This window comes from Streptomyces sp. NPDC015144 (assembly GCF_043079735.1).
In the GTDB taxonomy this organism is placed as follows: Bacteria; Actinomycetota; Actinomycetes; order Streptomycetales; family Streptomycetaceae; genus Streptomyces.
On the sequence record NZ_JBIBUU010000007.1, the window covers coordinates 197,979 to 208,995 of the forward strand.

An 11,017-nucleotide genomic window follows, 5' to 3' on the forward strand; every position below is an offset into this window, starting at 1 on the left:
CGGAGGTACCGGAGGTAGCCGTGCCGCGTCCGCAGGGATCCGCGGGAGGGGAGCGGTCCCGGCTGCGCGCGACGGGGGCCGCCGTGACCTCCCTGCTGGCGCTCGCCGCCACCTCCCTCGTCGCCGGGCCCGCCGTCGCCGCCACCGCCGGTCCCGGACCCTGTGCCCTGCCCCGCACCGGGGCACACCACTCGCTCGGCGTCGACGGCTGGAACAGTGCCTATCCCCGCCCCGACCACCCGCTCGACGCGGTCATGATCTTCCTGTCCTTCCCGGACCACCGACCGGCCATCGCGCCCGACCGGCTCGCCGCCGACCACTTCCCCGCCACCACCCGGTTCTTCCAGCGCGCCTCGTACGGGAAGTTCACACTGCGCGCGCACCCGCTGCGGCAGTGGATCCGGATGCCCAGGGCCTCCGACCAGTACGGCATACATCGGGACTGGGACGACGAGGGGCGTGGAACCTACCTGCGCGACGCCGTGGCCGCCGCCGATCCGGTGGTCGACTTCTCCCGGTACGACATCGTCTACCTGGTCGCCGACCCGGACGCCCCCGGCGTCGACTCCGACGCCACCAAGGTCGTCAACTTCGACCGGCCGCTGCGCGCCGACGGCACCGACATCCGCCGCGTCGTCACCGTCTTCGAGCAGCACCCGCCGGACCACAACGTGCTGGCCCACGAGACCGGACACGTCTTCGACCTGCCGGACCTCTACCACCGGCCGTCCGACGGCAAGGGCGACTGGGACACCCACGTCGGTGACTGGGACGTCATGGGCAGCCAGTTCGGACTCGCGCCGGACCTCTTCGGCTGGCACAAGTGGAAGCTCGGCTGGCTGGACCGCCGCCAGGTGGCCTGCGTCCAGAGCGACCGCGACCTCACCCTGGTGCCGATGGCCGCCGAACCCGGCCCCGGCACCTCCCTCGGCACCCGGCTCGCGGTGATCAGGACCGGCGAGAACACCGCCGTCGCCATCGAGGCCCGCGGCGCCACCGGCAACGACACCACCACCTGCACCGAGGGCGTCCTGCTCTACCGGGTGCGCAACGAGACTCCGTCCGGCGGCGGCCCGGTCCAGGTCATCGACACCCACCCCCGCACCGACGCCTGCTGGGACCGCTCGGTCTACGCCCCGCTCGCCGACGCCCCGCTGCGCGCCGGCGAGACGTACACCCTCCCCGAGGGGCACGCCCGGATCGAGGTCGCGGGCCGGACCGCGTCGGGCGCCTGGACGATCCGCATCACCACCGGCATCCCCACCGCGAAACCCTGAGGCCCCGGGGCCGGGAGAGCGCCGTGGACACGGACCCCCACAACGAAGAAGCCCCCCGCTTCCGCGAGGGGCTTCTTCCGTCTGTGCGCCGCCAGGGACTCGAACCCCGGACCCGCTGATTAAGAGTCAGCTGCTCTAACCAACTGAGCTAGCGGCGCCTGCTGACGTCGTAGACATTAGCATCCGGATCCGCAGGAGGAAAAATCGAATCCCGGACCGCCGACGGGGGCGCTGACCTGGCCACCCGTACACAGGCCCACAGCAGCACGTCGGGGCCGGGCAGCCACGGGGTACGGGTGTCCGGCGCGACCACCCAGCGCGGGCCGGACGCGGTCGGGGAGCAGGCCAGGGGAGGGACGGTCACCGCGTCCCCGGTGCCGTGGCAGAGCAGCGGAGGCACCCGCCCCTCACCGCCGCCCTCCGCGCCGGCGCAACCGCCCCACTCCTCCCAGTCGAGCAGCGAGGGCAGCCGCTGGGCGGTGCCGGGCGAGGCGAAGAGCAGCATCCGCCCCCGGTGCGTGGCCACGGGCCCGGAACCGGGGCCGTCCGACCACAGGTGCTCCAGCATCCGGCGCCCGAAGAGCGTGGGTACGTTCACCACGTCGAAGGCCGAGCCGCACGGCAGCACCCCGGGCAGGGCCGGGTGCTGCTCCCACTGCGCCAGCGTGCTGCGCGGATACGCGGAGGCGCCGGCGAGCCAGGCGGCACCGGCCGCCGTGACGTGCTCCGTCCGGGCCGCCGTCTGGTCGCGCGGAACGGCGAAGAGCTCGGTGCGGTGGTGGTGGGCGTCGCTGGGGTGCAGGGGCGTGTGTTCCGGGAGCCATGCGGTCATGCCGACATATCTACCGGGGGTGATCGGACGCGTTCCGAGAGTTGCGGGAAACCGGGACAGTTCGGGGGAGGAGGGAGTATCTTGCGCTCGGGCATATGCCAGAGGGGCTGCCCGACGTCAGAACCGGCCGGTGCGCGACGGGCCGGTGCGCGGCCCCCGAGCTGCTGCGACGGTCAGGGCGTGGTGCCGCGCAGCAGGCTCCTGCCGAACTCGACCATCTTCTTGGCATAGTCCTCGGTCCACTGCGCGCGCTCCGCGATGTCCCCGGTCGTGAGCCGGTCGAACCGGCGCGGATCGGCGAGCTGCGCGGCGGCGATCGCCTGGAACTCGACCGCGCGGTCGGTCGCGGCCCGGAACGCCAGGGTCAGCTCGGTGGCGCGGGACAGCAGCTCCCGGGGGTCCTCCATGGACTCCAGGTCGAAGAAGTGCTCGGGGTCGGCGACCGCCTCCGACGGCTCGAAGAGCAGGGGCGCGGGGCGCATCCGCTGCTGCCCGTTCCGCTCGGCTTCTGACATGTGAGGCTGCCTCCTTGGATCGCCGGACCGTCCCGATGCCACCCTCCATTGTCCAACGCTCCGCAAGCCCCCTTCCGTCGTACCGCGCCGGTCGCCGGACCGTGCCGATCGCCGGGGCGCGCTCCGCCGGGCTCGTTCTATGGCCGGAAAGGGCCGGTACTGCGGAGACGCGCGCCGCTACCCTTCAGCTCCCGGTGAGGGACGTCACACGCTTTGGGGGGTCGGCAGGTCATGGAAGAGCCCGAGAAACCGGCGGCGGAGCCGCCGCTGCGCCCGCCGCCGATGCCGTCCCGGCAGCCGGACGGGAAACCCCGGCACACCGGCGACGCCGACCGGCCCTGGCACAACCGGATGCCTCCCCTTCCCCCGCCGACGGTCCCCCCGCACCTGGGTGGCAGCGTCGAGCTGCGGGTCGGCAAGCGGCTGCTGTGGGTCGGTGGCGCGGCCTACCCGCTGCGGAACATCACCCGCGTGTACACCTTCCTGCTCACCCCGAAGCGGGCCGAGGCGACCGTGCGCTTCTTCAAGCGGCTCGCGCTCATCCTCGCGGTGGCGTTCGGTCTGCTCATCGTCAGCGGGATCTCCCGCTTCGGTTCGGACGAGGCGTCGGACGGGATCGCCGGCCTCGTCCCGATCGGCGGCCTCATCGCGTTCGTCTTCGCCGCCTCCGAGCTGGTGATGGTCCTCACGGCCCGCGCCCACTGGGTCATGGCCATCGAGACGGCCGGTCTGTCGACCGCCTTGGTGACCAGCAGGGACATCCCCCACCTCAACGAACTCGTCGGCCATGTCGTGAAGGCGATCGAGGACCCCGCCATCGAGTTCCAGGTGAAGGTCGACACTCTGATGATCAACCCGAAGAACTACCAGTTCGGCGACAACGTCAACATGTACGGCGGCTCGGGCAACAGCGGGATGGTGAAACAGTGAGCGGCGATACCTTCCACATCGCGGGCGACAACGTCAACGTGCACGGAACCGGCAACATCGGCATCGTGAAGAACGCCGCCCCGGCCCCCGCCGCACCGGAACTCCAGGCAGCGCTGGCCGACTTGACCATCATGCTCCGGGAGCTGCGCGAGACGGTTCCGCCCGAGGACGCACGGACGCTCGACGGTTCCCTCGGGGACCTGGCCCCCGACGCCGCGGTCCAGCCGCAGACCCGCGTCAACGCCCTCACGGCGATCGCGGGCATCGTCGCGACCGCCGGGGCGCTGCGCGAGCCGATCGAGAACGCGATCAACGGAATCCGCCAACTCCTCGGCGTGTAGCGGAGATACGAGCGCGGCTGGTCTTCAGACAACCAGGACCCGCCGTCCGCGTGTGTGACCGGCCTGGCTGTCGATGTGCGCCGCCGCGGCCTCGGCGAGTGTGTACGACTTCTCGACCGGGATGTGGAGCCTTCCCCGCGAGATGAGGCCGACGGCTTCGGCGAGTGCCTCCGGCACGCTCCCGGCCACGCCGGAGAATCGGACACCGAGCTCCGGCGCACCGGGATCGGCGATGGAGACCACCTTCCGCGGGTCCCCGGTCAGTTCGACGAGCTCGCGGATCACGCCCGAGCCGGCCAGGTCGAGGGCGGTGTCGACAGGGCCGAGCCGCCGCACCCGCTCGACCCAGCCCTCGCCGTATGTCGTGGCGAGAGCGCCCAGGCTGCGCAGGTAGCCCTGGTTCGCCGCCCCGGCGGTCCCGATCGTCGTGATGCCGCGGTCGCGGGCGATCTGCAGCACCGCTGATCCGACTCCGCCGGACGCGCCGCTGACCAGCAGCGTCTGCCCGGACCGCACACCGACCTCGCGGATGACGCGCAGCGCGGTCTCCACCACGGAGGGGTAGCCGGCCGCCTCTTCGAACGTCAGGCCCTCGGGCATACGGGCCCAGGCCGACAGCACGGCGAACTCGGCGTACGTGCTCGTGCCCTCGCCGAACACGCGGTCACCGACTTCGACCCCTTCGACGCCTTCACCGACCTCGTCCACCACCCCGGCGGCGTCCAGCCCCACCCCGGCGGGCAACTCGATCGGATGGGCCCCCAGGACCTGGCCCTCACGGAGCCTCCAGTCGACGGGGTTCACGCCTGCCGCCCGTACGGCGATGCGTATCCGGCCGGGGCCCGCGTGGGGCTCCGCGGCATCCATGAGTTGCAGAACGTCCGGACCGCCGAACTCGGCGAAGCTCACCTTCTTCATGCGCCGAACATAACACTAACCGTTAGGGTTTTGAACCTGTTATGGATTTGCACCTGATAGCGTGAGGGTATGACCGTGCCGACCGGACGCCGTGAGCGCAAGAAGGCCGCGACCCGCCAGAAGATCGCTGACGCCGCCCTGCGGCTCTTCCTGGAGCACGGGTACGACGCGGTGGGCATCCGTGACGTGGCCGCCGAGGCCGACGTGGCCGTCACCACGCTCTTCTCCCACTTCGCCTCGAAAGAGGCCCTGGTCTTCGAACAGGACGAGGACTTCGAGCAGCGCCTCACGCGGGCGGTCACCGACCGGGCGCCGCACGAGCCTCTCGTACCCGCGCTGCGCCGCGAGATCCAGGCCCTGGTGCGACACTGCACGGCGGACGGCGCCGCCCCGATCTGGCGCATGATCGACGCATCACCCACCCTGCGGGAGTACGAAGAGTCGATGCGGCTGCGCCACGCGGAGTCGCTGGCAACGGCCATCGCCGCCGATCCCGACCTGTCGGGGACCCCTACGGCCTGCCGGGCGATCGCGAGGTTCGTGATCGACGCCTATTCGCTGGCCCGCGAGGCGGCCGATCCGCAGGCCGCGGTCGGCGAGATCTTTCAGATGATCGAGGCGGCCTGGGCCGTCACCTGTCCCTCCGGAACCTCCACCGGCACGGCCGGACCGTAGTCAGGACTCGACCGTGCCCCGCGCCGTTTCGCCGAACCCTTTCGGCGGTGGGAGGTGTCACGCGGGCGGCGTCACCCCCAACAGGCCGACGCGGTGTAGCCCGCGTAGTTGTCGTTGTAGACGTAGAACCAGCCGTTGCCGTTCGATGTCCCGCAGGCGGTGTACCGGCTGCCCAGGATGACGCTGTTCTGGCCACAGGCCCACGTCTGCCCCTTCAGGGCGGTGGTCACCAGAGCGGCGGTGGGGCTGGTGCTGGTGCGGATGGCCACGTTCTCCGCCGCTGTCGCCTTGCCGTCGTTACAGGCCGTGTTGGACCTGATCTGGGCCGAGCCGTCTGTCGCACCGGCAACTGCCGGAAGGGCGAGGCCGACGATGCTCGGCTACGGGGTGGGGCAGGTCAGCTCAGCGTTCGCCCCGTTCGGAGTGCAGGTGACCACGGCCAGGGACAGGAACGCGGGGCGTTCCAGGTAGAAGCCGTGCGACACATCGGCGCCCGAGCGGAGCTGTTCGGCGGCGGCGCATACCAGCCGGGCCAGTCTCGCGGTGTCCCGGTCCGTCTCCGCCGCGAAGCGGAGGGCGTACGCGGCCAGCCGCTCGCCGAGCCAGGATGCGGCCTCCTTTGCTTCGTCCCAGGTGCCGCGCACCAGGGAAGGTGGCTTGACCAGCCAGTACGCGGTCTCCAACGGCGGCAGATCGGACGCCGGGAATTCCGTGGCCACCTCGCGGTACCGGTGGGCCAGTTCCGGTCTGCTCCCGGCGGGAGGTGGTTCGGGGTGGGGCGGCCGTCGTAATGCTTCCTGGTCGAAGCGTTCTTTCGGGCCGGTCCACAGGTATCCGTGGTGGTGCATGAGTCGTTCCGTTCCAGGTGGCGCCGGCCGAGCCGGACCGGCCGGCGCGGGAGCGGTGGAGAGTCGGGGACTCGGAGGATCAGGCGCCCAGGCCGAAGCGCGCCGGGTCAATACCTGCCGCGTCCAACTCCTCCGTGGTGAACCGCAACGGCTGCACGCCGGGTCGTTTGCTGTCGCCGAGTGCCCAGGCACCACTGCCGATACGGGCCAGAGTCACGCACGACTCACCATCCGGGTGCGTGCTGCCTCCGCATGCCCGGGCGAACGAGGCCCCACTGATGTCGAGCGCGTACAGGTCACTTCCATCCAGCATTGCTGCACCTTCCTGCGCGATTGGCAGCGGCCACAACTGGCCGCCGCCACCCATTTTCCGCAGGGGGCGGGGGTGCTTCTAGCCGGTTTCCTGTTGCCTCAAGAACTCGTCGCGGACACCCGACACGAATGCTCGCATTTCTTCACCCACGAGGGCCACGCGCGCGAACCCGTCAAACCTTTTTTCGTACAGCTCAACGTCTCTGGATTCACTGGTCGTTACCTCGGCATGTGGAATCTTGACAATGGCAAGGCTGCTGTCGAAGAGGACGAAAGAGGAGCTGGGGAGGTCGGTCATCGGTACCGACAGGGGGATGACTCCGATGCTCACATGGGGAATTCTCGACATGGTGACGAGTTTGTCGAGTTGCGTCGCCATCATGGCGGGTGGGACGATCTGCCACCTGATTACGGACTCGGTGACCAAAAATCGGAAGACGCGACTGGTGTCGTAGAGCAATTCCTGGCGGAGGAGACGGGCTCCCATCATTTTCTCCAGGGCACCATCCGTGTAGCAGTGCCTTCCGAGTACTGCACGGGCGTACTCCGGAGTCTGGAGCAGGCCGGGAATGCAGGCGGGTTGGAAGAGCCGCATGAGGTGTGTCCGGGCCTCTACGGCTCTGATTTCGCCTTGATGCTTGTGAAGCCCCGTACGACGGTATACCCGCCATGCTGTGGCTTCGGTGGCCGCTCTGCGTGCCGCTTCGGTCAGCCTGGCCTTGACCTCGTCGGAGACTTCCAAGGCCGTGAGAATGCGTTCCACATCGATGAGGCTCGGTGAGAGCGCCTCGTTCTCGATCTTACTGAGCTTGCTGGGAGACATGACGGCGCTGCGGGCGACTGCTTTGGCCTGCTTTCCGCTGGCTTCTCGCAGTTCCCGCAGTGCCCGACCGATACTGATGTTGTTCACGCCGGGTTGTGCCGCTCCCACCAGTCGCGGAAGGGGATGGCGGCGGCGAGGGCCGTGTCCCGACGCGTCAGCCACTCCTGCGCTTGATGCTCCGGAACCGAATCCGCCCCGAGGAAGCCTCCGGCGTTGTCGTACCGCATGGTGATGACTGTGCGTTCATCGAAGGCCCAGAAATCTGGCACGCCCTCCAAGGGGTTCGGGCGATCGGTGGTGTCGAGGATGAAGAACTCTTCCCCGACTTCCTGGTTCCGGACGTAGCCCCAGCCGAGTTCGAATCGCAGATACTCGGTCAATGGGCGGCTCAGGACATGAACCCGATACATGCGCTTGCCGGCCTGCGTGGCGTCTCGCACCGTTGTGACCCAGCCAGAGGTCTTGAAACTCTCCGGCTGTGACTTTCCGGCCAGGAATGCTTCATAGGCATCCACGCCGCCCGATTTGCCGTAGTCATCCAGGGTTTCGAGTCGAAATGCTTCCCGCTGAAACTCCTTGAAGAGCCTTTCGAATTCCTCAGGTGAGATGTTCACGGGCCACCCTCAACAGCAAGGACATAGGGACGCGGACAGCGGTTTCGTTGTTCGGTAACCGCATGGTGGCGAGTGCTTCCGCATCGTCCACCTTGAAGCCCTGCACCAAGACGTTCTCCGTGTCCTCCACGGCCCACACCGTCGGACACGGCCCCTCGTCGCACTCGCTCGCAAGCTGATTGAGCTTCATCGGCAATCTTCCTTCGCGCGGGGTGGTGACTCACTCGATCCTCGTGGCGCCGCGACGGCCAGGTCAAGGTGCTCTGGTTGAGGGAACGGGAAACCGCGTGCCCCGCCCTCGCCCGTGCGTTCGGGCCCGGACCACCTCAGCCGCTCGGGTTCAAAGGCCAAGTGCCTTCACGTACTCCTCGAAGGGAACGGACTGCGAAACCGCGATCTGCTGGTACTCGATGAACGGGGAGACGTCGCCCCCGAACGCCTCGCGACTGATCTGCCGCCCATCCGGCCTCGGGCCGTCCCGAGCCGACGTTGTCAGTCCCAGGGGGCGTCGGCCAGGGACGGGGTGGCAGGGCAGCGGTTCATTTGTTCGGGCGGAGGCGAAATGTTACGTAGTGGATACAAGTTCGATATTGGTCGGCCGGATGGAACCCTGGGGGCAAGATTCTGTGATCGTTCCGGGTGGGGTTGCGTATCGGGCTTCCAGGAGCTGATACAGTTTTACTTTAAATAAAGTGAACGCACGTATATGCGGGTCCTCTTATGTCTTCGCACCGCCCCGGGAATGCGCTTCCCTTTCTTCTTCTCCAGGCTTTCCGCACGCTGATCGACGAGCTGCATGTACGCCTCGCCGAGGCCGGGCACCCCGATCTGCGGCCGGCCCATGGGTTCGCCATGCAAATGATCAGGCAGGGCGGGAGCATCTCCGACCTCGGGCGGCGGCTGGGGGTGTCCAAGCAGGCTGCTCACAAGACGGTCGGCGGGCTGGAGCAGCTGGGGTATGTCCGGCGGACCCCGAGCGCCAGGGACCAGCGCCAGGTCGACGTCGTCCTCACGGAACGCGGGATGGAGGCGCTCATGCTGTCCGGCGAGATCCTCAACGAGTTGCGCGAGGAGTGGGCCGAGACCGTGGGCGGGCCCGAGATGACCCTGGTCGAGGACACGTTGGCCCGGGTCGCCCGACCCGGCGGGATCGAGCGGGTCATGGGCTGGCTGGGGTCCTGACCGTCGCGGCCCCGCGACGGCCGGGCCCGCGGGAAGCGGTGGGAAAGCGTGGTGCCCGTGCGGCTCACGGTCGGTGAGCCGCACGGGCACGGTGGGACGGGCCCGGCGTCAGGGTGCTGGCGCGCGGGCCGGGGTCCGATGGGGACGCATCGGAGGTCAGGACCCGCTGGGGGCCGTGCGCTGCACGAAGTTCTCCATGGTGAACGTGACGTCACCGGCGGAGTTGTAGCGGGTGCACATCTGGGTCGGGTAGTAGCCGGACAGCTCCACCTCCGGCGCCTGGGTGATCGGCTGGCACACCTTGGTGGGCTTGGTCGCGACGACCCAGTCCCTGTTGACGACCGGCTCCCAGTAGGTGACGTGGCCGTCGTAGACGCCGTAGGCGAACGCCTGGGTGAACGGATCCCCGTTGGCCGGAGCCGCGTTGGGGTTCACGATGTGGTTGCCCATGCGGCCGGCGGCGCCCGGCATGCCCCAGCCCGCGGGCATGAACTGCGCCGGGACCGGCTTCATCGCGGTGGCCTCGTCATCGCAGTTGATGACGAGGTTGCACGGCCCGGTCCGGATCTTGTTCCGCTCCGTGAAATCCTGGATGAAGAAGTGGAAGTCGAAGTGCGGCTTGTCGAAGACATGGGTCGGGCCGTGGCCGTTGCGCTGCCAGTTGAACATCAGCCACTTGAACGGAAGCCCCGGGAGCTTGGGGAACCACAGGTTCCGCTCGTGGCCGCTCGCGCAGTCCGTCTCCAGGTTGATGCCGTCGCCGTCCTTGTCGAAACAGGTCTGGCCGTCATGGGTCGGCGTCGTCGGCAGTGTGTTCACGGCCGCCGCGTCGATCTTGACCGCCAGGACCTTCGGACGGTTCGAGGCGTCGGTGGCGTACAGGGTCTGGACGAAACCGTCGCCCAGGGAGACCTGGTTGAACAGCTTGAGCGCCGGAAGGTCGGCCTCCGCCGCTACCACCGCGGAGTCCGAGGCGTTCATCGCCGAGACCACCGGTGCGAGCCCGATCATCGTGGTGACACCGAACGCGAGGCCCACCAGCGACCAGCGCACACGGCTTGCGGATATCTTCATCGGTTGATTTCTCCCCCCTTGGTTCCTACCTGTGGTCGGTGCGCGCGGGTCACGCCGCGCGCACCTCAGTGCCTCAGTGCCTCAGAGCCCGGAGACTCAGTGCTCCGAGTGCCACTCGAAGGCCTTGAAGGGCTCGTCGAGCGGGGCCTCGGTCATACGGTTCGCGTACGTCGAGATGGTGTAGACGCCCAGGCCGAGGACGACCTCCAGCGCGTTGCGGCGGGTGTAGCCGGCGGAGAGGAACGCCTCCATCGTCTCCGGCTCCACGTACCCGTGGCCCTCCATGACGGCGAGGGTGAAGACGCGCATCGCCTCCAGCTTCGCGTCGTCCAGGGGCTTGCGGGCGCGCAGCGCCTCGATGAGGGCAGGCTCCGCCTTCGAGCGGGTCAGCATGGAGGAGTGCATGGCCACGCAGTAGTGGCACTCCACCTTGGTGGCCATGGTGAGGATGAAGACCTCACGCTCCATCTGGCTCAGGCTCGTCTTGTTGAACAGCCCGTTGCCGGTCATGAAGGCTTCCAGCAGCTCCGGCGACTCGGCCATCAGCGCCACCGGCGCGGGCAGGAACCCGAAGCCCTTGGCGGTGTTCTCGACGATCGGGCGGGACTGCTCGGGGGCCGAGGCGGCGTCGTGACGGGTGAAAGACATGATGACTTCCTTTTCTGAGGGGTGTGAA

The 11,017-nt window shown here is 68.6% G+C and carries 16 protein-coding genes and 1 tRNA gene; 5 read left to right on the plus strand and 12 right to left on the minus strand.

The window, feature by feature from the left end:
- The first annotated feature begins 83 nt into the window (after positions 1-83).
- Positions 84-1,277, plus strand: a complete 1,194-nt coding sequence (locus ACF08W_RS15060; protein WP_392279459.1) for a M6 family metalloprotease domain-containing protein — start codon at positions 84-86, stop codon at positions 1,275-1,277.
- An 84-nt stretch (positions 1,278-1,361) separates the two neighbouring features.
- Here ACF08W_RS15060 and ACF08W_RS15065 read toward each other — a convergent pair.
- The 3 genes from ACF08W_RS15065 to ACF08W_RS15075 form a co-directional block, all read right to left on the minus strand.
- A tRNA-Lys gene (locus ACF08W_RS15065) sits at positions 1,362-1,435 on the minus strand.
- Entirely contained in the window at positions 1,426-2,109 is a 684-nt protein-coding gene (locus ACF08W_RS15070; RefSeq protein ID WP_352273799.1) for a hypothetical protein, read from the minus strand. Before ACF08W_RS15070 ends, ACF08W_RS15065 begins: the two co-directional genes overlap by 10 nt.
- 173 nt (positions 2,110-2,282) lie before the next feature.
- Complete coding sequence (locus ACF08W_RS15075) at positions 2,283-2,624, minus strand: hypothetical protein (protein ID WP_352273800.1); 342 nt, start codon at positions 2,622-2,624, stop codon at positions 2,283-2,285.
- Positions 2,625-2,855: 231 nt separating this feature from the next.
- On the opposite strand from ACF08W_RS15075, the gene ACF08W_RS15080 reads away from it, so the two are divergent.
- Both ACF08W_RS15080 and ACF08W_RS15085 read left to right on the plus strand, forming a co-directional pair.
- Positions 2,856-3,554: a DUF6232 family protein gene (locus ACF08W_RS15080; protein ID WP_385210005.1), complete on the plus strand. Its 699-nt coding sequence runs from the start codon at positions 2,856-2,858 to the stop codon at positions 3,552-3,554.
- On the plus strand, positions 3,551-3,895 hold the full coding sequence (locus tag ACF08W_RS15085) for a hypothetical protein (protein WP_352273802.1): 345 nt from the start codon (positions 3,551-3,553) through the stop codon (positions 3,893-3,895). Before ACF08W_RS15080 ends, ACF08W_RS15085 begins: the two co-directional genes overlap by 4 nt.
- A gap of 24 nt (positions 3,896-3,919) precedes the next feature.
- On the opposite strand, the gene ACF08W_RS15090 is transcribed toward ACF08W_RS15085, so the two are convergent.
- On the minus strand, positions 3,920-4,813 hold the full coding sequence (locus ACF08W_RS15090) for an NADP-dependent oxidoreductase (protein WP_392279460.1): 894 nt from the start codon (positions 4,811-4,813) through the stop codon (positions 3,920-3,922).
- A gap of 69 nt (positions 4,814-4,882) precedes the next feature.
- Between ACF08W_RS15090 and ACF08W_RS15095 the strand changes: the two genes are divergently transcribed.
- On the plus strand, positions 4,883-5,488 hold the full coding sequence (locus ACF08W_RS15095; protein WP_392279461.1) for a TetR/AcrR family transcriptional regulator: 606 nt from the start codon (positions 4,883-4,885) through the stop codon (positions 5,486-5,488).
- Positions 5,489-5,559: 71 nt separating this feature from the next.
- On the opposite strand, the gene ACF08W_RS15100 is transcribed toward ACF08W_RS15095, so the two are convergent.
- The 6 genes from ACF08W_RS15100 to ACF08W_RS15125 all read right to left on the minus strand — a co-directional run bounded on the left by ACF08W_RS15100 (position 5,560) and on the right by ACF08W_RS15125 (position 8,275).
- The gene (locus ACF08W_RS15100) at positions 5,560-5,757 is read right to left on the minus strand and encodes a hypothetical protein (RefSeq protein ID WP_385210014.1); all 198 of its coding nucleotides are present in this window, start codon (positions 5,755-5,757) and stop codon (positions 5,560-5,562) included.
- Positions 5,758-5,868: 111 nt separating this feature from the next.
- A complete protein-coding gene (locus tag ACF08W_RS15105) occupies positions 5,869-6,336 on the minus strand; it encodes a hypothetical protein (RefSeq protein WP_392279462.1) in 468 nt (155 codons plus the stop codon).
- A 79-nt stretch (positions 6,337-6,415) separates the two neighbouring features.
- Positions 6,416-6,649 (minus strand): DUF397 domain-containing protein, encoded by a 234-nt coding sequence (locus ACF08W_RS15110; protein ID WP_392279463.1) that lies wholly within the window; start codon positions 6,647-6,649, stop codon positions 6,416-6,418.
- A 78-nt stretch (positions 6,650-6,727) separates the two neighbouring features.
- Entirely contained in the window at positions 6,728-7,558 is an 831-nt protein-coding gene (locus ACF08W_RS15115; protein ID WP_392279464.1) for a helix-turn-helix domain-containing protein, read from the minus strand.
- A complete protein-coding gene (locus ACF08W_RS15120; RefSeq protein WP_385210025.1) occupies positions 7,555-8,085 on the minus strand; it encodes a DUF6879 family protein in 531 nt (176 codons plus the stop codon). Before ACF08W_RS15120 ends, ACF08W_RS15115 begins: the two co-directional genes overlap by 4 nt.
- A complete protein-coding gene (locus ACF08W_RS15125) occupies positions 8,069-8,275 on the minus strand; it encodes a hypothetical protein (protein WP_392279465.1) in 207 nt (68 codons plus the stop codon). Before ACF08W_RS15125 ends, ACF08W_RS15120 begins: the two co-directional genes overlap by 17 nt.
- 662 nt (positions 8,276-8,937) lie before the next feature.
- On the opposite strand from ACF08W_RS15125, the gene ACF08W_RS15130 reads away from it, so the two are divergent.
- Complete coding sequence (locus ACF08W_RS15130) at positions 8,938-9,267, plus strand: MarR family winged helix-turn-helix transcriptional regulator (RefSeq protein WP_229842575.1); 330 nt, start codon at positions 8,938-8,940, stop codon at positions 9,265-9,267.
- Between the two features lie 156 nt (positions 9,268-9,423).
- Here ACF08W_RS15130 and ACF08W_RS15135 read toward each other — a convergent pair whose 3' ends face one another.
- Complete coding sequence (locus tag ACF08W_RS15135) at positions 9,424-10,341, minus strand: hypothetical protein (protein ID WP_392279466.1); 918 nt, start codon at positions 10,339-10,341, stop codon at positions 9,424-9,426.
- Between the two features lie 96 nt (positions 10,342-10,437).
- Complete coding sequence (locus tag ACF08W_RS15140) at positions 10,438-10,989, minus strand: carboxymuconolactone decarboxylase family protein (RefSeq protein ID WP_100454268.1); 552 nt, start codon at positions 10,987-10,989, stop codon at positions 10,438-10,440.
- Positions 10,990-11,017: the final 28 nt, after the last annotated feature.